This is a genomic window from Streptomyces sp. NPDC001980 (assembly GCF_040296885.1).
Taxonomy (GTDB): Bacteria; Actinomycetota; Actinomycetes; order Streptomycetales; family Streptomycetaceae; genus Streptomyces.
Map to the genome: position 1 here is coordinate 293,971 of NZ_JBEOYD010000004.1, position 21,551 is coordinate 315,521.

Genomic DNA, 21,551 nt, shown 5'->3' on the forward strand with positions numbered 1-21,551 from the left:
TCGTGCCGCTGGGCACGCACGCTCGTTCTTCACTGCGGGGCGGTCGGTGCGCCGTCCCGGGCGAGCTGGTCGTAGAAGGCACTAACCGATGGGCGAGGGGTACGCATGACGGACACCGGCCAGGTCCCGGGCGAGGGACTGCCGGAGAGCGCAGGCATGGTGGAACAGCCGGGCGTTCCCGCGCACGGCGCGTACACCTACCTCTCCGAGTCGCCTGCCGAGGACGAAGAGGACCTGCTGCTCCCCGGGGCCCAGGGCGCCTGGGGCAACGAAGTGCCGCCGCCGGCCCCGGAGCCGGTCGTCGAGACCGTCCACGAGCCCGGCCCGCACGAGATGGACGGCCGGGACAGCGGCTCGGTCGACCTCACCGCCGTCCGGCTGCCCAGCTCGGTACCGGCGTCCCCGATCCTCTCCGTGCCGCACGACCCGGCGGCCGCCCCGGCGCCGCGCCGCCCGCTGCACCTCGGCCCGCCGATCCCCGACGCCTCCACCAGCCCGGTCCGCTCCCTCGCCGACCGCGGCCCGGCCGGCGTGCCGGTGCGGCAGCCGGGCGCGCCGGCGGCCGGTCCCGAGTACCTCGACGTCCAGCCGCCGCACGAGGCGGTACCGCAGTCACCGCAGTCCGCCGCGCCCTGGGGTGCGCCGCAGGTCTTCCCGCAGGCGGCACCGCAGGCAGTCGCGCAGGCCGCTCCGGTGGCCCAGGTGGCAGCACCGGCCACGGCTGCCGAAACGGTTGCTCCGGCTCCCGAGCCGGTTGCTGTCGCGGCTCCCGCCGTCCCTGCCGCTCCCGCTGTTCCGGAGCCCGAGCCGCTGCCGCAGCCCGTGGCCGCTCACGAACTCGGAACTCCCGACCCGATCGGCGGCGCCGCCCAGGCGGCCGTCGCCCGGCTCGCCACGGCGGCCGTGGCCGCGGGCGAGCCGCAGGTACCTGCGGCCGGCGTCGGCGCGCAGTTCGACAACGCGTACGGTGCGCAGGGCGCGGCCCGGCCGGTCGACGGGGGCGTTCCGGTACCGGTGGCCGAGCCGGTGGCACCGCCGGCCGCACACGCGCCGGGCGTTGCTCACGTGACGCAGGTTCCGCAGTTCCCGGACGCTCCCGGGAGCGCCGAGGTTCCGCAGGCTCCCCAGGGGCCGGATGCGGTGCTGACGCAGGTGGCTCCGTCGGACGTGGTGAGTCCGGAGGCCGTACCGGCTCCCGGCACCGACGCGCCCGTTGGCGGCGGTACCCCGCCGGTGCCGGAGGAGGCCGGTCATCGGCTGACGGAGCCGGAGAACGCCGCCGATGCCGTGGTAGCCGCGCCGGAGCAGCAGGCCGTGGCGCCGGTCGGAGTCGAGCAGGTCACGGAGCCCGTGGTGCCCGAACCGGCCCCGGCGCCGGAAGCGGTCGTACCGCATGCTGTCGTACCGGAGGTTGTCGCGCCGCAAGTTGTCGCGCCGGAAGCTGTCGCCTCCGAGCCCGTCCCGGCTCCGGAGGCCGTCGTGGCCGAGCACGTCCAGCCGATGCCCGCCGTGCCGCCCGTGCCGGTGCAGCCCGACGAGGCTGTCGGCGAGGTCCCCCAGCCGCCCCAGCCGGCGGAGCCCCTCACGTCGGCCGTCCCGGAGGCCGAGCAGGTCACTCCGCCCGCCGCGGCCGACGTATCCGCGGAGGCCGTCGTGCCGCCGCCGGCCGAGACCCCCGAGTCGCACCCCGCCGAGCCCGCCCAGCCGGTCGACGTCCCCCTCGCCGGCCCGCAGACCCAGGGCCCGGCGCCCGCCCCCGAGGAGACCCCGGCGGCCACCGTCCCGACGGAACCGGCCCCGGACCACCTCCTGGGCGAGTTCGTCCCCGTGGACGGTCAGGTGCCGACCACACCGCACCTCGCCCCCACCCCGCCCCACCCGCTGGTCCTCCCCGCGCAGGACCAGGGAGGTGTGTCGCCGCCCGGACAGGCCGCGACGGTCCCCGGGCCCCGCGAGGCCGAACCCGCTCCGCTGCCGGGGCACCCCGATGTCGTACAGCAAGCGGAGGACCTGGACACCAGGGCCGCCGACCAGGAAGAGAGCACGGCCCCCGTGGCAGAAGCACGTCAGTCCACCGGCCCGGCCGCGCCCGCCTACGACGACGCCGAGCGCGAGGCCGTCCTCAAGGTCATGCGCGAGCGCCGTGACATCCGCAACGGCTTCCGCAGCGACCCCATCCCGCACGAGGTGCTGCTGCGCGTCCTGGAGGCCGCGCACACCGCGCCCTCGGTAGGCCACTCCCAGCCCTGGGACTTCGTCGTCATCCGCTCGGCCGACACCCGCCGCTCGATGCACGAACTGGCCATGCGCCAGCGCGACGCCTACGCCAAGTCCCTTCCCAAGGGCCGCGCGAAGCAGTTCAAGGAACTGAAGATCGAGGCCATCCTCGACACCCCGGTGAACATCGTGGTCACCGCCGACCCGACGCGCGGCGGCCGCCACACCCTCGGCCGGCACACCCAGCCGCAGATGGCGCCCTACTCCGCCGCGCTCGCCGTCGAGAACCTCTGGCTCGCCGCGCGCGCCGAGGGCCTGGGCGTCGGCTGGGTCAGCTTCTTCGACGAGCGCGAGATGGTCCGCGCCCTCGGGCTGCCCGAGCACCTGGAGGTCATCGCCTACCTGTGCGTCGGCTACGTCGACGAGTTCCCGGACGAGCCCGAGCTGATGCAGGCCGGCTGGTCCAAGCGCCGCCCGCTGTCGTGGGTCGTCCACGAGGAGACCTACGGCCGCCGCGCGCTGCCCGGCGAGGACCCGCACGACCTGCTCGCCGAGACCGTCGCCAGTGTCCGCCCGCTGGACGCCAAGGCGCTCGGCGAGGCCTGGGAGCGCCAGAAGCGGATGACCAAGCCGGCCGGCGCGCTCGGCATGCTGGAGATCATCTCCGCGCAGCTCTCCGGCCTGTCCCGGCAGTGCCCGCCGCCGATCCCGGAGCCCGCGGCCGTCGCGATCTTCGCCGGCGACCACGGGGTGCACGCCCAGGGCGTCACCCCCTGGCCGCAGGAGGTCACCGCCCAGATGGTGGCCAACTTCCTCGGCGGGGGAGCGGTCTGCAACGCGTTCGCGAGCCAGGTGGGCGCCGAGGTCTGCGTGGTCGACGTCGGCGTCGCGGCCGAGCTGCCCGCCACGCCGGGGCTCCTCCCGCGCAAGGTCCGGGCCGGCACGTCCGACATGACGACCGGCCCGGCGATGACCCGCGAGGAGGCCAAGCAGGCCATCGAGGTGGGCATCGAGACCGCACGCGACCTGGTGGCTGCCGGCAACAAGGCGCTCCTCACCGGCGAGATGGGCATCGCGAACACGACCGCCTCCGCCGCGCTCATCTCCGTCTTCACCGGAGCCGACCCCGCCGAGGTCACCGGCCGCGGCACCGGCATCAACGACGAGACCCTCGCCCGCAAGACCGAGGTGGTCCGCCGTGCCCTGGAACTCCACCAGCCGGACCCGGCCGACCCGATCGGCGTCCTGGCCGCGATCGGCGGCTTCGAACACGCCGCGATGGTGGGCCTGTTGCTGGGCGGCGCGTCCCTGCGCACGCCGGTGATCCTCGACGGCGTCAGCGCAGGCGCCGCCGCTCTCGTGGCCCGCGCCATCGCCCCCGAGGTCCTCGCCGCCTGCATCGCCGGCCACCGCAGCGCGGAACCGGGCCACGTGGCAGCCCTGAACAAGCTGGGCCTGCGCCCCCTGGTCGACCTCGACCTCCGCCTGGGCGAGGGCACGGGCGCCCTGCTCGCCCTTCCGCTGGTCCAGAGCACGGCGCGGGCCATGCACGAGGTGGCGACGTTCGACTCGGCGGGCGTGACGGAGAAGTAGGCGACTACGGTTCCGGGCTCCCGTAGCGGCCCACTGGTCGTTGGCTGCGGGCTGCGGCCCACTGGTCGTTGGCTGCGGGCTGCGGGCTGCGGGCTGCGGGCTGCGGGCTGCGGGCTGAGGGCTGCGGGACGGCCGTGCCGGGTTCCTTGTCGGCCGACCGGTGGTTCTGGGCTGCGGGACGGCAGCACCAGCTTCCTTTTCGGCCGACCGGGTGGTTGTGGGCAGTCGTTCCGCAGGGCGGAACGGGTGGGCACAACCACCCACAGCCCTGCACCCGGCACGCAACGCCCAGCCCCCGGACACCTGTCCCACCAAGTCACCCTGCCCCGTAAAATCTGCACGTCAGGGCTATAGCAACGCCTCGGAGGAGCCGCACCTCATGGCCGAACACCCCGCCTACCCCGTAGGCCTCCGCCTCACAGGCCGCCGCGTGGTCGTCCTCGGCGGCGGTCAGGTAGCCCAGCGCCGCCTCCCCGCCCTCATCGCGGCCGGCGCCGACATCACCCTCGTCTCCCCCGAGGCGACCCCCTCGGTCGAAGCGATGGCGGACGCCGGTGAGCTCACCTGGGTCAGGCGCCCCTACCAGGACGGCGATCTCGGCGACGCCTGGTACGCCCTGATCGCCACCAGCGACCCCGCCGCCAACTCCGCCGCCTCCGCCGAGGCGGAGCGCCACCGCGTCTGGTGCGTACGGTCCGACGACGCCGACCAGGCCACCGCCTGGACCCCGGCGACCGGTCACAGCGAGGGCGTCACGGTCGCCGTCCTCACCACCGACGCGCGCGGCCGCGACCCCCGCCACACCGCCGCCATCAGGGACGCCGTCGTCGAGGGCCTGCGCGACGGCACCCTCGTCGCCCCCCACCACCGCACCCGCACCCCCGGCGTCGCCCTGGTCGGCGGCGGCCCCGGCGACCCCGACCTGATCACGGTCCGCGGCCGCCGCCTGCTGGCCGCCGCCGACGTCGTCATCGCCGACCGCCTCGGCCCGCGCGACCTCCTCGCCGAACTCCCGCCGCACGTCGAGGTGATCGACGCGGCGAAGATCCCGTACGGCCGCTACATGGCCCAGGAGGCCATCAACAACGCTCTGATCGAACACGCCAAGCAGGGCAAGTCGGTGGTACGGCTCAAGGGCGGCGACCCCTACGTCTTCGGCCGGGGCATGGAGGAGGTCCAGGCGCTCGCCGAGGCCGGGATCCCCTGCACGGTCGTCCCCGGCATCTCCAGCTCGATCTCCGTACCGTCCGCCGCGGGCATCCCGGTCACCCACCGGGGCGTCGCACACGAGTTCACGGTGGTCAGCGGTCATGTCGCACCGGACGACGAGCGCTCGCTGGCCGACTGGCCGTCCCTCGCGAGGCTGACCGGGACCCTCGTCGTCCTCATGGGCGTCGACAAGATCGGGAAGATCGCCGAGACCCTGGTCGCGCACGGCAAGTCCCCGGAAACTCCTGTGGCTCTGGTCCAGGAAGGCACGACGGCCGCTCAACGCCGGGTCGACGCGACCCTCGCCACGGTCGCGGAGGTCGTCCGCACCGAGGAAGTGAAACCCCCGGCGGTCATCGTGATCGGCGAGGTCGTGAACGTCGGGCCGCGCCCGGCGGCCTGAAAGGGCACCCGCGCGGGCACCGACGTAACCCCGGGTAACACAACCCGCCCCAGACCATTGGCACCCCACCCAGGACAAGGCAGTATCACCCTGTGGCCGATCTCATCACCGTTGAGGATCCCGACGACCCGCGCCTCCGTGACTACACGGGCCTGACCGACGTCGAGTTGCGCCGCAAGCGCGAACCGGCCGAGGGCCTGTTCATCGCCGAGGGCGAGAAGGTCATCCGCAGGGCGAAGGACGCGGGCTACGAGATGCGTTCCATGCTGCTGTCCGCCAAGTGGGTCGACGTCATGCGCGACGTCATAGACGAACTCCCGGCCCCCGTCTACGCGGTCAGCCCGGAGCTCGCCGAGAAGGTCACCGGCTACCACGTGCACCGCGGCGCCCTCGCCTCCATGCAGCGCAAGCCGCTGCCGACGGCGACCGAACTGCTGCGCACCACCCGCCGGGTCGTCGTCATGGAGTCGGTCAACGACCACACCAACATCGGCGCGATCTTCCGCTCGGCGGCCGCCCTCGGCATGGACGCGGTACTGCTCTCCCCGGACTGCGCCGACCCGCTCTACCGCCGCAGCGTGAAGGTCTCCATGGGCGCGGTCTTCTCCGTGCCGTACGCCCGTCTCGACACCTGGCCCAAGGGGCTGGACTCGGTCCGCGAGGCCGGGTTCACGCTGCTCGCCCTCACCCCGGACGAGAAGGCCCGCAGCCTGGACGAGGCGGCCCCGCACCGGATGGACAGGGTCGCCCTGATGCTCGGTGCGGAGGGCGACGGCCTGTCCACCCAGGCGCTGGTCGCCGCCGACGAATGGGTGCGCATCCCGATGTCCCACGGCGTCGACTCCCTCAACGTGGGCGCGGCGGCCGCGGTCGCCTTCTACGCGGTGACCACCGGCCGCCCCGAGGCGTAGGACCGCTACTCCCTGAGGGCCACGGCCTTCGCCGGTACGACACCGGTACCGGGCACGCCCATCCCGTGGGCGGGCCCGGAGCAGCCCTGGGCCAGCGCGATCCCCAGCGCCACCAGCAGGGTCACCACGACGAACACGAACAGCCGCTGGCGCAGCAGCCGAGGATTGGCCGGCCGCCGACCGGTACCCGTGGGACGCGGCGCGGGACGCCCGTTGCCGCCGCGCGACGCGGGCCGGTTCCCGCTCCCGTTCCCGGGCCGGGTGCCGTTGCCGCGCGGGGCGGGCGTGGGGCGCGCGCCGTTCGGCCGGGACGGCACACCGCCGGCCGGGCGCGGACCGCTGCCGCCGCGTGAGGGAGCGTTGCCCCGCACCGGCGCGCCCGACGCACCCGACGAGGACTGCGGCCGGCGCTGGGTGCGCTGCGGATCCGGGTAGGTCGAGTAGGTGTCGGTGAGCCGCCCGGTGGGCCGGTCCGCCTCCGCGGCACGCGGCGCGGGCGGCCGTACGTCGGCCAGCCCCTGCGCCTCGCGCGCGGCGATCTCCTTCAGCCGGAGCGACAGCTGGAGCGTGCTCGGCCGCTCCTCCGGGTCCTTGGCCAGACAGGCCCGCACCAGCGGCGCGAGCGCGTCCGGCACGCCGTGCAGGTGCGGCTCCTCGTGGACGACCCGGTAGAGCATCACCTCGGAACTGCCGTGCCCGAAGGGCGAGTCGCCGGTCGAGGCGTAGGCGAGGGTCGCGCCGAGCGAGAAGACGTCCGTGGCCGGGGTGACGGCCGCCCCGCGCACCTGCTCGGGCGCGAGGAACCCGGGGGAGCCCACCGCCGTACCGACGTGGGTGAGGGTGGAGGCCCCGGTGGCCCAGGCGATGCCGAAGTCGATGATCCGCGGCCCCTTCGGGGACAGCAGGATGTTCGACGGCTTGAGATCCCGGTGCACGACCCCGGCCTCGTGCACGGCGACCAGACCCTCGGACAGCGCCGCCCCGACCGCCGCCGCGTCCGCCGCGCCCAGCGGGCCGTCGTCGGCGACCTTGTCGTGGAGCGAAGGGCCGGGCACGTACTGGGTGGCGAACCACGGCCGCTCGGCCTCCAGGTCCGCCGCGACCAGCCGCGCGGTGCAGCCGCCCCTGATCCGCCGGGCCGCCGAGACCTCACGGGCGAAGCGGGACCGGAACTCCTGGTCCTCCGCCAGATCGGGCCGGATCACCTTCAGCGCGACCCGCTGCCCCTTCTTGTCGGAGCCGAGGTAGACCACGCCCATCCCGCCGGCGCCGAGCCTTCTGTGAAGCCTGAACGAGCCGACGACGCGCGGGTCCTCGCGCCTCAGGCGCATCATCGCCATGTTCATCCCCGCTGCCCGGTCCGTCTGACGTGGCACAGCTTACGTTTACCGGGCCGCCCGTGCGCAGAGGCCGCGCCCTCTCGGCCCGATGGATTGTCAGTGCCGGGTGCGAGACTTGAGGAGTGGTCAGGAAGGCGCCGTTATCGGCACCTTTGAGCACCCGTCTGCTCCAACAAGCCGTCACAGAAGGGGGATTGATGCTGTGAAGGGTGACCGCGTGGAGATAGTCGTGGACGCCGGCGACACGACCCGTACGTACGAGGTGGTGGCGAGCAGGGCCGGCCGCCGGGTGGAGACAGCGGTACGGCGGGGGGTGGTGGAAGTGAGCGAAGTCACGCGGAACGGCGCCGTCGTCCGGACCGCCCGCTTCATGGCGACCCGGGTCCTGGCCCTCGTGGAGCAGCCGGTGCCCCGAGAGGACAGCTCGGAAAAACCGGGAAGGACCGGGCACCCCCTCCGGGAAGACCCCGAGGGGTAGGACGAGACGTAGGACCCGTCTCCACCCAGGGGAGTAGACCGCAGGTCACGGCTCATCCTCTCGGAGGCCCGCGATTCGGTACGAGGGCATGACGTCCGCGAGGTGGCACGCGCCTAGATTTGAGGTCAAGCGGCGGGTGCAGCACTCGTCCCCCGAGGTCAGACACCCGCCGCTGCCAACGACAACTGAGCACGGTCAGGAGAGGGACCATGGCCCTTACGGCACAGCGGACACACACCACCCGTCCCCGCCGACAGGGCCGCCGCCACCCGCTGGTGGCGACGCTGATGGCCCTTCCCCTGGCGGCCCTGCTCCTCCTCGTCTTCGACGGCTGGGAGACAGTGGCCACACAGGCGTCGTCCGTGGGAGTGATGCTGGGGCGCTGAGCGGCGACCCCAGGCCCGGAAGAGCGGTCCGGGCGGGGACATCCACCCATGAAACCCCGTGGGGACGGGGGTGCGGCGGACGGCAAAATGCCGGCGCAGCTGGGGAGCTGCGCCGGCATTGCTTTTTCCCGGGGCTGCGGTTGTTGTCAGGCCGCGGTCCGGTGGGGGCTGATCGCGCAGTTCCTCCCCCAGCCTTCGGCCGGGGGTGCCCCCAGCGCCCTTTACGGCGCTACTCAGCTGCGGGCAGTCGTGCCTCCCCCAGTGCCATAAGGGCCTGGGAGGTGCCCCCAGGGCGGCACGGGTGGGCGCAGCGGCACCCCGCGAGCGCGGGTGAGCGACACCCCGGTACCCCAGCCCCCACCCCGGCCGCATGTGAACCCCGGCCCACCACACCCACGTACCCTCACCCCAGCACAGCCGCACCTCCCGGGGGACCCCATGACCGCAGACCTACTGCCCCAGCTGACCGCCAAGGTCACAGCCGCCGCCCACCCGGACGCGGCCCCCTGCGCCTGCGGCACCACCACCCTCGCCCACCGCCCCGACACCATGGTCCTCCGCCACGCGGAAACCGTCGCCAAGGCCCACGCCCCCGCCACCGACCCCACCGCCCTCGCCCTCCGCCTGGCCACGGCGACCCGCCTCCCCGGCGTCTTCCTCCCGCCCCTCGCCGCGGCCCCCGCCGCCTTCGTCGACGACCGCCCCGTCACCCTCTGGCCGTACGGCGCCCCGGTGGACCCCGACGCTCCGGAGGCCGCCCCCTGGGAAGCCGCCGCCACCCTCCTCGCCCTGCTCCACCGCACCCCGCCCGCCCCCGCCACACCCCCGATGCGCGGCCCCGCCAAGGCGGCCCACGCGATGGCCCGGCTCAGGGAAGCCCTCCCCGGCGCGGGCGCCCACCCCGCCGCCCCGCCCGTCCTGCGGGCCTGGTCCGCCCTGCCCGCCTGGGCCCGCGCCGAGGCCCCCATGCCCGGCCGCCCCCGCACCCTCTGCCACGGCGACCTGCACCTGGGCCAGCTGGTCCGCTACCCGGCGCCGAACGGCCCGTGGCGGCTCATCGACGTGGACGACCTCGGCGTCGGCGATCCCGCCTGGGACCTCGCCCGCCCCGCGTCCTGGTACGCCTGCGGCCTCCTCCCGCCCGAGGAGTGGACCCGCTTCCTCGGCGCCTACCGCGAGGCCGGCGGTCCGGCCGTACCGGAGGACGGCGACCCCTGGCCCGCGCTGGACGTCCCGGCCCGCGCCCTCACCGTCCAGACGGGCGCACGCTACCTCGCCAAGGCCATCGCGGCGGACCGCCCTCTGGACGAGGTCGAGCAGTCCCTGATCGACGCATGTGCCCGAATGGCTCCGCAATGATCCCGGAATGCATCCGTACAGCTCCCGAACGACCTTGGTCCCCGGGCGGTTGGCCCACGATTTCCCGAAGTAAGGTGCAACCGACCGGGAACGGACGGAGTCTGTCCTGGGGAAAACGCGAAGCAGTTTTTACCGGCGAGGAGTTGAGCCGACCATGCAGTGTCCGAAGTGTCATGCGCCGATGCACACCTACAACCGCAACGGCGTCCAGATCGAGCAGTGCAGCGGCTGCCGGGGCATCTTCCTCGACTACGGCGAGCTGGAGGCGCTGACCCAGCTGGAGGCACAGTGGTCCAAGCCGGTCCCGCCGCCGGCTCCGCAGGCCTACCCGGCCCCGCCCGCGCCGGCCTGGGGCGCCCCGCAGCACGGCGGCGGTCACCACGGCGGCGGTCACGGCGGGCACTACGGCGGCCATGGCGGCCACCACGGCCACAAGAGCTGGGCGCACATGCTCTTCTCCAGCTGACCGCACGAAAAAGCCCCGGCCGTACGAGACGGCCGGGGCTCTTTGCTGTGTGGACGATACTGGGATTGAACCAGTGACCTCTTCCGTGTCAGGGAAGCGCTCTCCCGCTGAGCTAATCGTCCTCGGGACCGAGATCCGAGGATCACGGGCACTGCGTGCGCGATACTGGGATTGAACCAGTGACCTCTTCCGTGTCAGGGAAGCGCTCTCCCGCTGAGCTAATCGCGCGAGACAGATCCACGGCCTTCCGGCCAAGATCCAGTGGACGATACTGGGATTGAACCAGTGACCTCTTCCGTGTCAGGGAAGCGCTCTCCCGCTGAGCTAATCGTCCTTGGAGGTGGAGACGGGATTTGAACCCGTGTAGACGGCTTTGCAGGCCGTTGCCTCGCCTCTCGGCCACTCCACCAGGAGTGTAGGGGATCGGGAAGACCCCTAGTTCCTTCGAGCGGACGACGAGGCTCGAACTCGCGACCTCAACCTTGGCAAGGTTGCGCTCTACCAACTGAGCTACGTCCGCCTGTCGTTTCGGTCCGCTCTCGCGTCCCGGCGACGTGTTGAACTCTAGCGGATTCCCGGGCCAGCACAAAAACGCGTTTGCGCAGCGTGCTGCGCCGGTCCCGACGGATGAGGTGGTCAGGGCCCCCTTGACGACATGCCCGGGCCACCCCGAGGACACCCGCCATAGACTCGACGACGTGCTCCATCGCGCTCCTCATCACCCTCCTCTCGCCCGGTTCGGCGACCGCGTCGCCACCGGCCTCCTCGACGTGACCAGCGACCCCGCGGCCCTCGACTCCGCCGGATTCTGGGCCGTCTGCGCGGATTTCGAGGGCCGGCTGACCTGCGCCCGGTTCGGCGACGTACGGGCGGAGCCGGTGCCCGCGCCGGTGCCGGGACGGTGGCGGGGCCCGGCGGTCGGTGACTGGACGTCGTCGCTGGACCACGTCGCGTACACGGCGGCGGTGCGGCGGATCCGTACGCACATCGCGGCCGGCGAGGTCTATCAGGCCAACCTCTGCCGCGTGCTGTCCGCGCCGGTCGCCCCGGACGCCGACGTGGACGCCCTGACCGCGCTGCTGGCCCGCGGCAACCCGGCGCCGTACGCCGGAACGATTCGCCTCCCGGCGCACGGGGTGGAGATAGCCACCGCCTCGCCCGAGCTGTTCCTGCGGCGGACGGGGCGGACCGTCGAGAGCGGGCCCATCAAGGGGACCGGCCGTACCGAGGCGGACCTCCTGGAGAAGGACTACGCCGAGAACGTGATGATCGTGGACCTGGTCCGCAACGACATCGGGCGGGTCTGCGCCACCGGCACCGTGACCGTCCCCGACCTGTGCGCCGTCGAGAAGCACCCGGGGCTGGTCCATCTGGTCTCCACGGTCCGGGGCGAGCTGCGGGCCGACGCCGGCTGGCCCGAACTGCTCGCCGCGGCCTTCCCGCCCGGCTCGGTCACCGGCGCGCCGAAGTCGAGCGCCCTGCGGATCATCGACACCCTGGAGACCGTGCCGCGCGGCCCCTACTGCGGCGGTATCGGCTGGGTGGACGCGGACCGGGGCGTCGGGGAGCTGGCCGTGGGCATCCGTACCTTCTGGATCGACCGGTCCGGCGACGGTGACGCGCTGCGGTTCGGCACCGGCGCCGGGATCACCTGGGGATCCGATCCGGAGGGTGAATGGCGGGAGACCGAGCTGAAGGCCGCCCGGCTGCTCGCGGTAGCGTCGGGTACGTACGACGTGCACGAAGGGGGTCCCGGGTGCTGAGCAGACCCGGAGGACACCCCCGTACCCGCGGCCGGTCCGGCGCAACCGACGCATCCGGCGCTGACTTGTGAGGTAGAGAGCAGTGAAGATCTGGTTGGACGGCGGGTTGCAGGACGTCGAGTCCGCGCGTGTCTCCGTCTTCGACCACGGGCTGACCGTGGGGGACGGCATCTTCGAGACGGTGAAGGCGACCGAGGGCCGGCCCTTCGCGCTCACCCGCCACCTCGACCGGCTGACCCGCTCGGCGCGTGGCCTCGGCCTGCCCGACCCCGACCACGACGAGGTCCGCCGGGCCTGCGAGGCGGTCCTCGCGGCCAACCCGATGCCGCTGGGCCGGCTGCGCATCACCTATACCGGCGGCCACGGCCCCCTCGGCTCCGACCGCGGCGACCGCGGCCCCACCCTCGTGGTCGCCCTCGGCGAGACCGGCCGCCGCGCCGACTCCACCGCCGTGATCACGGTCCCCTGGACACGCAACGAGCGCGGCGCGCTGACCGGCCTGAAGACCACCTCGTACGCCGAGAACGTCGTCGCCCTGGCCCGCGCCCACCAACACGACGCCTCCGAAGCCCTGTTCGCCAACACGGTCGGGCAGCTCTGCGAGGGCACCGGCTCCAACGTCTTCGTCGTCCTCGACGGCGAGATCCACACCCCTCCGGTCGCCTCCGGCTGCCTGGCCGGCATCACCCGCGCCCTGACCGTCGAGTGGACCGGCGCCCGGGAGACCGACCTGCCCCTGGACGTCCTGGAGCGGGCCGACGAGATCTTCCTCACCTCCACCCTGCGCGACGTCCAGGCCGTGCACCGCGTCGACGACCGCGAACTTCCCGGCGCCCCCGGTCCGGTGACCGCCAAGGCCATGCGCATCTTCGACGAGCGCTCGGGTGAGGACCTGGATCCCTGAGAGCCCCCATGGGGGCATTGCCGGACCGGGCCATATTGGGCTGACGTCGCCGTCCCGGGCGGGTAGAACACCCCTGATGACCACGACCCTGCGGCCGACCGAGCCGCTCCAGCACGGTGCCGACGGGGCGCCCTCCCGCCACTTCCAGGTGTGCGTGAACGGCAGGCCCGTCGGCACCCTCCACCTCGGCACCTCGCCGAATCTCGGGTCTCGCGTGGCCCGGATCGTCGATCTGCGCATCGAGGAGCCCGACCGCCGCCGGGGTCGGGGCACCGTGGCCGCGCTCGCCGCGGAGGAGGTGGCGCGCGGCTGGGGCTGCCGGCAGATCGAGGTGAGTGTCCCGGCCGCCGCGGAGCCGGCACTGCGGCTCGTCACAGCGCTCGGCTACGTCCCGCGCAACCGCAGGATGGAGAAGCGCCTCGGCGACACCCCGCCCGCCCTGCCGGCCGGCAGCCTCGGCCGTGCCATGAGCGAGGCCGAGTTCGAGGAGTGGCTCGCGTACGAGTCCGAGGCGCACGCACGCATGTGGATCGAGCGGGGCCTGCCCGAAGCCGAGGCACACGAGAAGTCGCGGCGCGACCACGAGCGACTGCTGCCCCGGGGGCCGGCCACCGAGGACATGCGGTTCAGCATCCTCGAACACGAAGGGACACGCGTCGGCACCCTGTGGCTGGCCTTCTGGAAGGACCGGGCCTGGGTGTACGACGTCGAGGCCGACGCCGCCCACCGCGGCCGGGGACACGGCCGCACCCTCATGCTGCTGGCGGAGCACCAGACGATCGCCGCCGGCAGACCCGTCCTCGGCCTCAACGTGTTCGCCGGCAACACCCCGGCCGAACGGCTCTACGAGTCGCTGGGGTACGTCACGGTGTCCTGCGTCTTCTACAAGAACCTGATCTGAGGTCCGGCCAGTCCTGCCCGGTCGCTCATGCCCGGTCACTCCTGCCCGGTCACTCCTGCTCGGCCAGCAACCGGTCGGCGATCTCCGCCACGCGCTCGCGCAGGCCCTCCTGGCTCTTGCCGCCGTCGAGGCGTTCGCCGCCGATGACGTACGTCGGGGTGCCCGTCACGCCGATGGCCTTGCCCTCGGCCTGGTCGGCGTCCACGATCAGGATGTGCCGGCCGTCGACCAGCGCGGTGTCGAACTCCTCGGCGTCCAGACCCAGTTCGCCGGCCACCTCGACCAGGAACGGCTCGCCCTCGCGGTCCAGTTCCTCGACCCGGCCGAGGACCGCCTCGACGTACTCCCAGCCCTTGCCCTGCTCCAGGGCCTCCTCGGCGGCCTGCGCGGCGGCGAAGGCGTGCTTGTGCTTCTCCAGCGGGAAGTGCCGCAGCCGCAGCTCCAGCCGGTCACCGTACCGGGCACGCAGGGCGCGGAGGTCGTCCAGGGCGCTGCGGCAGTCGGAACACTGGAGTTCACACCAGACGTCGAGGACCAGGGCGTCGGTGCGCGCGGGGGAGTCGTTCATGCCGACCAGTCTTCCAGGCCACGCTCCGTCCACCGAATCGAGACGGCGGGGGTGGCCGGCGGACGGACCGGGCGGCGGCCGGTATCCGGGGCCGACGGCTGGAGCGGGTGTGGTCGTGGCTCGTCCCTGGGGTGGAGGCGACCCGGAGAGGACCCCGAGATGCCCCTGAATGTCAGGCCTGGGCATGGATCGCACGGGCCGGGCGGTGCACGATGGAAGGGGCGAAGCAGCGCACGCACGCCGCCCGTCGCCCCGCCCGCCCGACCCAGCCCGCAGGAGGACCGGATGATCGCCGAGACAGTCTGTTCCGCCGCGTCCGCGGCAGGCCTGGGCATCGCCGTGGTCACCGCCTATCGCAAGCGGTACCTGGCGGCGGCCCGCATCGCCGCCTACTCCCTCGTCCCCGTCGGCCTGGTGATGACCGGCGTGGTCGGCTGGCTCGCCGACACCGTCTTCAGCCCCACCGCCTGGGCGGGCTTCGGCGTGCTCGGCGCGGCCTGGGCCCTGTTCGCCACCACCCGCGCCGTGGAGCGCCGGCGCGGCGGCGGCCGTGGCACCCGTGCCGAGCGCAAGGCGGCCTCCCGGGGCGCAGAGCATGACGCCGTCGCCCCCGCCGCCTCGGCACCGTCCCTGAGTCCGGCCACCCGCCCGGCGACCAGGCCCGCGGCGGCGCCCCGCAGCGCCGGCTCGGGCGACGACTTCAGCGACATCGAGGCCATCCTCAAGAAGCACGGAATATGACACGCCGCGGCGGCGGACGGGGCACGGTGGACGGCGCCCCGCAGCACGCCGGCGCGGCGCTGTTCAGCCGGGTTGCGGGCGCATGCATATGACAGTCACATGAGGCATTGAAACGACACAGTGCGCCTGCGGCGCGCGCGGAAGTGTTCAGAGGGCGAGCGGAAGCGAAACGGACATCACGGAATTCGGCGAACTCCCGCCCATTCCGGGCGTGTTGATCGCGCGGCGGGTGTCCGCTGGGACATCATCGCCGCGAGATGCTGGACACGAAACAGAGCGAGGCCGCGCCGTCGAAGGACGAGCCCCGCGGGTGCCTCTTCGCCCTTTCCCAGCCACCGCTGATGATCTTCCTAGCGGTGATCGGGTGTCTGCTCCTCATGGCTGCGCTGCACGACCTGCTGTGGCTGTGAGCCGTACCCGCCCGTCCCGGCGTCACCCGCCGGGACCGGCGTCGGCATCTGCACCGTCGGTACTCCCGCGGTGTGCACCCCGTTCCCGACGTCCCTCCGATCAGCCCGTCGCCTCCTTGCGGCGTGCCCGGTACGCGGCGACATGCAGGCGGTTTCCGCAGGTCCGGCTGTCACAGTAACGACGCGAACGGTTACGGGAGAGGTCGACGAAGGCGCGCCGGCAGTCCGGAGCCTCGCAGCGCCGCAGTCGCTCCTGCTCCCCGGCGACGACGAAGAACGCGAGCGCCATCCCGCAGTCGGCGGCGAGATGGTCGGCCACCGAGGCACCGGGCGCGAAGTAGTGCACATGCCAGTCGTAGCCGTCGTGGTCCGTGAGCCGGGGCGTGGTGCCCGCGGCCGCCACCAGCTCGTTGATCATCCCGGCGGCGGTCCGGGCGTCCGGAGCGGCGAAGATGCCCGCGAAGCGGCTGCGGATCTTGCGCACTGCCGACAGATCGAACTCCGACAGGACGCCCACATCGCTGATGTCGTGGTTTCGTACGAAATCCAGGAGGGTCGCGACATCGGGCAGTCCGTCCGGCGCCGCGTCGTCCTCCGGCGCGGAGTTCACCAGATCCACCACGGCGTCGAGAGAACACCGGGTGTCGTGGGTGATCAGCACGTTTCGCTCCCTGGCCTGAGGGTCGGGCGGGCGCCCGCCGATGGTGGCCGATGGTAGCGACATACGGCGGCCCCGCACCGTGCCCTGTCCCACTCGTGACTGTCCGGTACAACGCGCACCGCCCCCCGGCGGTTCCACGGGCACGCGGACACACCGGCGCCGCCCCGTGACCGAACACGGTGGCGGCGCCGGTGCTGCCGTATGCGGTTGTCTAGGCCCGAGCCGTCTCCCCGAGTGGACGGCGCCGGGCGGCTTGCAGGGGGCGTGCCCTCAGCTTTCCGCCAGAATGTGCGACAGCTCCTGATCGAGATCGAAGTGGCGGTGTTCCGTGCCGGGCGGCACGGCGGCGTCCGTTCGCTTCAGGAAGGACTCCAGGGCCCGCGCCGGGGCTTCCAGCAGGGCTTCCCCTTCCGGAGAGCTCAGGGCAATGCACACGACGCCCTGACCGTGACTGCGGGACGGCCAGACGCGGACGTCGCCGGTGCCGGTGGGGCGGTGCAGCCCCTCGGCGAGGAGGTCGCGGGCGAACACCCACTCGACGGTCTCCTCGGCTCCGGTGTGGAAGGTGGCGTGCACGGCGTAGGGGTCGGCCGTGTCGTACCGCAGGCCTGCGGGGACAGGCAGGGATGACTCGCTCGACACAACGAGGCGCAGGTGCAGCTCGCAGCTGACCGTGGTGTTCATAAGCGCCAGGGCCTTTCGCTCAGTGTGCGCTCGGGGATTCGCACGTCGGCGAAATCGACATGCCACCTACGGTGCCGTTGTAAACCCCTCTGAGTGTTTTGCGTGTGTTTACGTAACTCTTCCGGCCGAGAACCCGGACGCGATCTACGACCATTCCGGTGACCTGAATCGCTCAGGTAGGGTTTGGTCGTATGAATACGGGGAGTAACGAACCGGGCGAGGCCGCCGTGGCCTCGGACGGGAGCGAGGTGGACGGGACGACGACGGACCGGGGGCGTGACGAGCGGGGGCTCGGATCGCGGGCGCCCGCGTTCATCAGGGCGCGCCGGGTGCTGCACCTGAGCTGGCAGGTCGGGGTCTTCGCGATCGGCCTGGCGGTGGTGGCCGTGGGCATCGTCCTGCTGCCGTTGCCCGGACCCGGCTGGGTGATCATCTTCGCCGGCATGGCGATCTGGGCGACCGAGTTCGTCTGGGCCCAGCTGGTGCTGCGCTGGACGAAGCGCAAGGTCACGGAGGCGGCCCAGAAGGCCCTCGACCCCAAGGTGCGCCGCCGCAACATCACCCTCACGACGATCGGCCTGGTGGTCGTGGCCGCCGGGGCCGGGATCTACCTCTCCAGGTTCGGGATCGTGATGCCCTGGAAGATCGAGGAGTGATCCGGCCGTCGGCCGCAGGCCCCCGGCGACTGGTCGGGGGCACCCCCTGACATGGGGTAATGTTCTTCCTGCGCCCGGGCGATTAGCTCAGTGGGAGAGCGCTTCGTTCACACCGAAGAGGTCACTGGTTCGAACCCAGTATCGCCCACCCGGAACCACGGCCCACCTGCGAGAGAGCAGGTGGGCCGCGGTCGTCTCGGGGCTCGGAGGGGCGGCGCCACGGCGGTGACGGCCACGGCGGCGACGGCCACGGCGGCGACGGCCACGGCGATGACGGCCACCTCGGGCGACGGCCACGGTCACGATCAGTACATGGCCTGCCTCGGGCTGGTGCTCGGGGCGGCACGAGATGCGCTGCGGGTTCTCAGACCTCCGACGTCTGCCTGTCTCGGCCCACCCCGCCCCACCCCATCTCAACCCCTCCTCCGGCCTTCGCCCCCCCGGAGCCGCTTGCCCCCCTTCTCGCCGCCCCCTCCACCCTGCTCGCCGAAGCCAACCCGTAACCCCCGCCTCCCGCAGGCCACTTCGCGTTCGACCCCCCGACTGAACGCCCCTCACCTGTGGCGTCACCCGCCCCGCACCCCTCGCGGTTCCGCCGCGCCGTCCCGCCCCGCCGGCCCCGCCCACAAGAAATTCCTGTCCGAATCATTGACGCCTCACCGGCCCCTCCGTAACTTGTGCCAGCAAGCGCTTACTTGAAACGATTCATGCAGGCGTCGGCGACGCTGCGGGGAGGGGCCCGACTGTGGGAACCAGCAGGAATGTGGAGAGGCGGACCATCCTGAAGGCGGCCGGGGCCTCGGCGGCCGCGCTCGGGATCGCCGCGACGGCCGGGTGCGGAGGTGGCAGCGGTTCCGGGGACGGAACGGTGACGATCCGTTACTCGTGGTGGGGCGCCGAGGAACGCGCGCAGAAGATCAACAAGACCATCACGCTCTTCGAGAAGAAGTACCCGAAGATCAAGGTCAAGACCGACTTTCAGACGTACGCGTCGTTCTGGGAGAAGTTCCAGACCCAGGCCGCCGGCGGAAATCCCCCGGACGTTTTCCAGAATGCCGTCACCTTTCTCCGGAAGTACGACAAGCGAGGAATTCTCCTCGACCTCAAGTCACAGGTTCAGGCAGGAAATCTGAGCCTGGATCACTTCCGGGCCGGAGTGACGAAGGTCGGCGAGGTCGACGGAAAGCAGCTCGGAATCCCCGTCGGCTCCAACACCATGGCGCTGGTCATCGACAAGAAGGTCTTCGAGAAAGCAGGCGTCGAGCCGCACACGGGCTGGACCTGGGACGACTACTTCAAGGCCCTGAAGACCATCCATGACAAGACGAAGGTCGCGGGGGACACCGGCTACTTCGGCATCATGTACCTCTACGACCTCTACCTCCGCCAGAACGGCAAGGCGTTCTACACCAAGGACGGGCTCGGCTTCGACAAGGCCGACCTGACGGAGTGGTGGGGCGACGGCTACGGCCGCGTCAAGGCCGGCATCGTCACGGACCCGAAGGTCGTGGCCCAGGACTTCCCCAAGTCCTCCCTCTCCGCCGGGCACGGCGCCTCGGAGTTCACCTGGGACAACTTCACCGTCCGCTACTCCTCCGAGGGCGACAGCACCTACGGCCTCGCCCCGATCCCGACCATGGACGGCAAACACACCGGGCAGTACCTCGCCTCCCTGATGCTGAGCGCCTCCGCCCGCACCTCCCACCCCAAGGAGGTCGCGCAGTTCATCGACTTCATGGTCCACGACCCCGAGGTCGGCAAGATCATGGGCTACGACCGGGGCATCCTCGCGAGCACCGAGCAGTACGCGGCGTTCAAGCCCACGGACGCGGTGAACAAGGAGATCGCGCAGTACGAGGACGACACCGCCAAGGCCGGCGTCCTCGGCACGATCACCCCGCATCCCTCCGGCGCCGACACCATCGAGGCCGCCTTCCTGCGCATCGGCGGCGACCTCGGCCAGGGCAAGACCAAGGTCTCCGACGCGGTGAAGCAGTTCTTCACCGAGTCCGAGGCCGCCTTCCAGGCCTGATGGGACCTGCCGTGACGCTCGTCAAGGACTCCCTGCCCGCCGCCCGCGAGCCGCGCCCGGCCGCCTCCGCCCGCACGCGGCGGCGGCCCGGCCGCCGCCGCGAGAACCTCGCCGGCTACCTCTTCATGTCCCCGTGGATCGCGGGCTTCCTGCTGCTCACCGCGGGCCCGATGGTCGCCTCGCTCTACTTCGCGTTCACCGACTACAACCTCTTCAACACCCCGAAGTGGATCGGGTTCGACAACTTCACCAAGATGTTCGACGACCCCCGCTGGCAGAGGTCGGTGGAGGTGACCGCGAAGTACGTGGTCATCGGCACCCCGCTGAAGCTACTGCTCGCGCTCGGGGTGGCGATGCTCCTGGCCCAGAGCCGGCGCGGCCAGGCCTTCTACCGGGCCGCCTTCTACGCCCCCTCGCTCATCGGCGCGAGCGTCTCCGTCGGCTTCGTCTGGCGGTCGCTCTTCTCCGACGGCGCGATCGTGGACCGTACCCAGTCCCTCTTCGGCCGGCACGTCGGCGGCTGGGTCGGCAACGCCGACTGGGTGCTGTACTGCCTGGTCGCACTGACCGTGTGGCAGTTCGGCGCGCCCATGGTCATCTTCCTGGCCGGTCTGAAGCAGGTGCCCAAGGAGCTCTACGAGGCAGCCGAGATGGACGGCGCCGGACCGCTGCGCAGGTTCTGGAACATCACCCTGCCGATGATCTCCCCGGTGCTCTTCTTCAACGTGCTCCTGGAGACCATCCACTCCTTCCAGATCTTCGGCTCGGCCTACGTCGTCTCCAACGGCACCTGCGGACCGGCCGACGCCACGCTCGTCTACACCTGCTACCTGTACCAGCAGGGCTTCCAGAACGCCCGGATGGGCTTCGCCGCCGCGATGGCCTGGATGCTGCTGCTGGCCGTGGCCCTGGTGACGGCCGTCCTCTTCTGGTCCCAGAAGAAGTGGGTGCACTACGAGGAGGACGCCCGATGAGCGCGACCACCACCAAGCCGTCCCTGCCGAACCGCTCCCTGCCGAGCCGCCGCCGGGCCGGATCCCTCGGCTGGCACCTCGGCGCCCTGCTGATCCTCGCGGTCATCCTCTACCCGGTGGTCTGGGTGATCGGAGCGTCCTTCAAGCCCAGCAAGGACATCATCAACAGTCTCCGGCTGTTCCCGGCCCACCCGATCCTGTCCAACTTCAAGGGCCTCGCCGACGGCATTGCGGACATCAGCATCTGGACGTTCTTCCAGAACTCCCTCTTCTACGCCGTCGGCGCCGTCGTCGGTGTGCTGGTCTCCTGCTCCCTCACCGCCTACGCCTTCGCCCGCATCCGGTTCGCCGGCCGCAACCTGCTCTTCTCCCTGATGATCGGCACCCTGCTCCTGCCGTACCACGTACTGCTGATCCCGCAGTACGTGATGTTCCAGAAGCTGGGCTGGATCAACACCTACGCCCCGCTGCTGATCGGCAAGTACCTCGCCACCGAGGCGTTCTTCGTCTTCCTGATGGTGCAGTTCATGCGGAACCTGCCCCGGGAACTCGACGAGGCGGCCCGGCTCGACGGCTGCGGGCACTTCCGCATCTACTGGTCGATCGTGCTGCCGCTGTGCCGGCCCGCCCTCATCACCAGCGCGATCTTCACCTTCATCAACGCCTGGAACGACTTCATGGGCCCGCTGATCTATCTCAACGAGCCCGGCAAGTACACGGTCTCCCTGGGACTCATGATGTTCCGCGACTCCGACGGTGTGGCCGCCAACTACGGCGGCATGATCGCCATGTCCCTCGTGGCGCTGCTGCCCGTGCTCCTGTTCTTCCTCGCCTTCCAGCGTTATCTGATCGACGGGATGGCGACCTCCGGACTGAAGGGCTGATGACGTCGTGG

20 protein-coding genes and 6 tRNA genes are annotated in these 21,551 nt (G+C 71.9%); 17 read left to right on the forward strand and 9 right to left on the reverse strand.

The window, feature by feature from the left end; genetic code table 11:
• Positions 1-105 precede the first annotated feature (105 nt).
• The 3 genes from cobT to ABT137_RS08195 all read left to right on the forward strand — a co-directional run bounded on the left by cobT (position 106) and on the right by ABT137_RS08195 (position 6,333).
• Entirely contained in the window at positions 106-3,810 is a 3,705-nt protein-coding gene (gene cobT / locus ABT137_RS08185) for a nicotinate-nucleotide--dimethylbenzimidazole phosphoribosyltransferase (protein WP_351704347.1), read from the forward strand.
• A gap of 379 nt (positions 3,811-4,189) precedes the next feature.
• On the forward strand, positions 4,190-5,422 hold the full coding sequence (cobA, locus tag ABT137_RS08190; RefSeq protein ID WP_351704350.1) for a uroporphyrinogen-III C-methyltransferase: 1,233 nt from the start codon (positions 4,190-4,192) through the stop codon (positions 5,420-5,422).
• 92 nt (positions 5,423-5,514) lie between these two features.
• Positions 5,515-6,333 carry a TrmH family RNA methyltransferase gene (locus tag ABT137_RS08195; RefSeq protein ID WP_181807761.1) on the forward strand — a complete coding sequence of 273 codons (819 nt, stop codon included), beginning with the start codon at positions 5,515-5,517 and terminating at the stop codon, positions 6,331-6,333.
• Between the two features lie 5 nt (positions 6,334-6,338).
• On the opposite strand, the gene ABT137_RS08200 is transcribed toward ABT137_RS08195, so the two are convergent.
• On the reverse strand, positions 6,339-7,679 hold the full coding sequence (locus ABT137_RS08200) for a serine/threonine-protein kinase (RefSeq protein WP_351704729.1): 1,341 nt from the start codon (positions 7,677-7,679) through the stop codon (positions 6,339-6,341).
• A 196-nt stretch (positions 7,680-7,875) separates the two neighbouring features.
• Between ABT137_RS08200 and ABT137_RS08205 the strand changes: the two genes are divergently transcribed.
• The 4 genes from ABT137_RS08205 to ABT137_RS08220 all read left to right on the forward strand — a co-directional run bounded on the left by ABT137_RS08205 (position 7,876) and on the right by ABT137_RS08220 (position 10,362).
• Positions 7,876-8,151, forward strand: coding sequence for a DUF8836 family protein (locus ABT137_RS08205; RefSeq protein WP_294001445.1), 276 nt, complete (start codon positions 7,876-7,878; stop codon positions 8,149-8,151).
• 209 nt (positions 8,152-8,360) lie between these two features.
• A complete protein-coding gene (locus ABT137_RS08210; RefSeq protein ID WP_046726640.1) occupies positions 8,361-8,537 on the forward strand; it encodes a hypothetical protein in 177 nt (58 codons plus the stop codon).
• Between the two features lie 438 nt (positions 8,538-8,975).
• Positions 8,976-9,896 (forward strand): phosphotransferase family protein, encoded by a 921-nt coding sequence (locus ABT137_RS08215; RefSeq protein ID WP_351704354.1) that lies wholly within the window; start codon positions 8,976-8,978, stop codon positions 9,894-9,896.
• Positions 9,897-10,050: 154 nt separating this feature from the next.
• Positions 10,051-10,362 (forward strand): TFIIB-type zinc ribbon-containing protein, encoded by a 312-nt coding sequence (locus ABT137_RS08220; RefSeq protein WP_351704357.1) that lies wholly within the window; start codon positions 10,051-10,053, stop codon positions 10,360-10,362.
• Between the two features lie 50 nt (positions 10,363-10,412).
• On the opposite strand, the gene ABT137_RS08225 is transcribed toward ABT137_RS08220, so the two are convergent.
• The 5 genes from ABT137_RS08225 to ABT137_RS08245 all read right to left on the reverse strand — a co-directional run bounded on the left by ABT137_RS08225 (position 10,413) and on the right by ABT137_RS08245 (position 10,882).
• Positions 10,413-10,484, reverse strand: a tRNA-Val gene (locus ABT137_RS08225).
• Positions 10,485-10,518: 34 nt separating this feature from the next.
• Positions 10,519-10,590: transfer RNA gene (locus tag ABT137_RS08230), tRNA-Val, on the reverse strand.
• Between the two features lie 34 nt (positions 10,591-10,624).
• Positions 10,625-10,696: transfer RNA gene (locus tag ABT137_RS08235), tRNA-Val, on the reverse strand.
• Position 10,697: 1 nt separating this feature from the next.
• Positions 10,698-10,771 (reverse strand) — tRNA-Cys (locus tag ABT137_RS08240).
• A 38-nt stretch (positions 10,772-10,809) separates the two neighbouring features.
• A tRNA-Gly gene (locus ABT137_RS08245) sits at positions 10,810-10,882 on the reverse strand.
• Between the two features lie 178 nt (positions 10,883-11,060).
• On the opposite strand from ABT137_RS08245, the gene ABT137_RS08250 reads away from it, so the two are divergent.
• The 3 genes from ABT137_RS08250 to ABT137_RS08260 all read left to right on the forward strand — a co-directional run bounded on the left by ABT137_RS08250 (position 11,061) and on the right by ABT137_RS08260 (position 13,930).
• Positions 11,061-12,125, forward strand: a complete 1,065-nt coding sequence (locus ABT137_RS08250) for a chorismate-binding protein (protein WP_351704360.1) — start codon at positions 11,061-11,063, stop codon at positions 12,123-12,125.
• An 82-nt stretch (positions 12,126-12,207) separates the two neighbouring features.
• A complete protein-coding gene (locus ABT137_RS08255) occupies positions 12,208-13,029 on the forward strand; it encodes an aminotransferase class IV (protein WP_351704363.1) in 822 nt (273 codons plus the stop codon).
• A gap of 76 nt (positions 13,030-13,105) precedes the next feature.
• Positions 13,106-13,930 carry a GNAT family N-acetyltransferase gene (locus tag ABT137_RS08260; protein ID WP_351704366.1) on the forward strand — a complete coding sequence of 275 codons (825 nt, stop codon included), beginning with the start codon at positions 13,106-13,108 and terminating at the stop codon, positions 13,928-13,930.
• Between the two features lie 49 nt (positions 13,931-13,979).
• Here ABT137_RS08260 and ABT137_RS08265 read toward each other — a convergent pair whose 3' ends face one another.
• On the reverse strand, positions 13,980-14,498 hold the full coding sequence (locus ABT137_RS08265; RefSeq protein WP_351704369.1) for a DsbA family protein: 519 nt from the start codon (positions 14,496-14,498) through the stop codon (positions 13,980-13,982).
• A gap of 285 nt (positions 14,499-14,783) precedes the next feature.
• Here ABT137_RS08265 and ABT137_RS08270 point away from each other — a divergent pair, with 285 nt between their 5' ends.
• Both ABT137_RS08270 and ABT137_RS08275 read left to right on the forward strand, forming a co-directional pair.
• Entirely contained in the window at positions 14,784-15,239 is a 456-nt protein-coding gene (locus tag ABT137_RS08270; RefSeq protein WP_351704372.1) for a hypothetical protein, read from the forward strand.
• A 257-nt stretch (positions 15,240-15,496) separates the two neighbouring features.
• Positions 15,497-15,649: a hypothetical protein gene (locus tag ABT137_RS08275; protein ID WP_234531635.1), complete on the forward strand. Its 153-nt coding sequence runs from the start codon at positions 15,497-15,499 to the stop codon at positions 15,647-15,649.
• A 100-nt stretch (positions 15,650-15,749) separates the two neighbouring features.
• Here the strand turns inward: ABT137_RS08275 and ABT137_RS08280 are convergent, their stop codons facing one another.
• Both ABT137_RS08280 and ABT137_RS08285 read right to left on the reverse strand, forming a co-directional pair.
• Positions 15,750-16,310 carry a CGNR zinc finger domain-containing protein gene (locus ABT137_RS08280; protein ID WP_351704375.1) on the reverse strand — a complete coding sequence of 187 codons (561 nt, stop codon included), beginning with the start codon at positions 16,308-16,310 and terminating at the stop codon, positions 15,750-15,752.
• Positions 16,311-16,580: 270 nt separating this feature from the next.
• On the reverse strand, positions 16,581-16,994 hold the full coding sequence (locus ABT137_RS08285) for an SsgA family sporulation/cell division regulator (protein ID WP_004002642.1): 414 nt from the start codon (positions 16,992-16,994) through the stop codon (positions 16,581-16,583).
• Positions 16,995-17,185: 191 nt separating this feature from the next.
• Between ABT137_RS08285 and ABT137_RS08290 the strand changes: the two genes are divergently transcribed.
• The 5 genes from ABT137_RS08290 to ABT137_RS08310 all read left to right on the forward strand — a co-directional run bounded on the left by ABT137_RS08290 (position 17,186) and on the right by ABT137_RS08310 (position 21,540).
• Positions 17,186-17,650, forward strand: a complete 465-nt coding sequence (locus tag ABT137_RS08290; RefSeq protein WP_351704378.1) for a TIGR02611 family protein — start codon at positions 17,186-17,188, stop codon at positions 17,648-17,650.
• A 76-nt stretch (positions 17,651-17,726) separates the two neighbouring features.
• Positions 17,727-17,798 (forward strand) — tRNA-Val (locus tag ABT137_RS08295).
• A 597-nt stretch (positions 17,799-18,395) separates the two neighbouring features.
• Positions 18,396-19,682 carry an ABC transporter substrate-binding protein gene (locus tag ABT137_RS08300; RefSeq protein ID WP_351704381.1) on the forward strand — a complete coding sequence of 429 codons (1,287 nt, stop codon included), beginning with the start codon at positions 18,396-18,398 and terminating at the stop codon, positions 19,680-19,682.
• Between the two features lie 11 nt (positions 19,683-19,693).
• On the forward strand, positions 19,694-20,656 hold the full coding sequence (locus ABT137_RS08305) for a carbohydrate ABC transporter permease (RefSeq protein ID WP_351704384.1): 963 nt from the start codon (positions 19,694-19,696) through the stop codon (positions 20,654-20,656).
• A complete protein-coding gene (locus tag ABT137_RS08310) occupies positions 20,653-21,540 on the forward strand; it encodes a carbohydrate ABC transporter permease (RefSeq protein ID WP_351704387.1) in 888 nt (295 codons plus the stop codon). The genes ABT137_RS08305 and ABT137_RS08310 overlap by 4 nt, the downstream gene beginning before the upstream one ends.
• Positions 21,541-21,551 lie beyond the last annotated feature (11 nt).

Coding starts and splice junctions, on each gene's coding strand:
- cobT (WP_351704347.1), top strand. CDS start 106: ATGACGGACACCGGCCAGGTCCCGGGCGAGGGACTGCCGGAGAGCGCA.
- cobA (WP_351704350.1), top strand. CDS start 4,190: ATGGCCGAACACCCCGCCTACCCCGTAGGCCTCCGCCTCACAGGCCGC.
- ABT137_RS08200 (WP_351704729.1), bottom strand. CDS start 7,679: ATGAACATGGCGATGATGCGCCTGAGGCGCGAGGACCCGCGCGTCGTC.
- ABT137_RS08210 (WP_046726640.1), top strand. CDS start 8,361: ATGGCCCTTACGGCACAGCGGACACACACCACCCGTCCCCGCCGACAG.
- ABT137_RS08215 (WP_351704354.1), top strand. CDS start 8,976: ATGACCGCAGACCTACTGCCCCAGCTGACCGCCAAGGTCACAGCCGCC.
- ABT137_RS08220 (WP_351704357.1), top strand. CDS start 10,051: ATGCAGTGTCCGAAGTGTCATGCGCCGATGCACACCTACAACCGCAAC.
- ABT137_RS08260 (WP_351704366.1), top strand. CDS start 13,106: ATGACCACGACCCTGCGGCCGACCGAGCCGCTCCAGCACGGTGCCGAC.
- ABT137_RS08265 (WP_351704369.1), bottom strand. CDS start 14,498: ATGAACGACTCCCCCGCGCGCACCGACGCCCTGGTCCTCGACGTCTGG.
- ABT137_RS08270 (WP_351704372.1), top strand. CDS start 14,784: ATGATCGCCGAGACAGTCTGTTCCGCCGCGTCCGCGGCAGGCCTGGGC.
- ABT137_RS08275 (WP_234531635.1), top strand. CDS start 15,497: ATGCTGGACACGAAACAGAGCGAGGCCGCGCCGTCGAAGGACGAGCCC.
- ABT137_RS08285 (WP_004002642.1), bottom strand. CDS start 16,994: ATGAACACCACGGTCAGCTGCGAGCTGCACCTGCGCCTCGTTGTGTCG.
- ABT137_RS08290 (WP_351704378.1), top strand. CDS start 17,186: ATGAATACGGGGAGTAACGAACCGGGCGAGGCCGCCGTGGCCTCGGAC.
- ABT137_RS08310 (WP_351704387.1), top strand. CDS start 20,653: ATGAGCGCGACCACCACCAAGCCGTCCCTGCCGAACCGCTCCCTGCCG.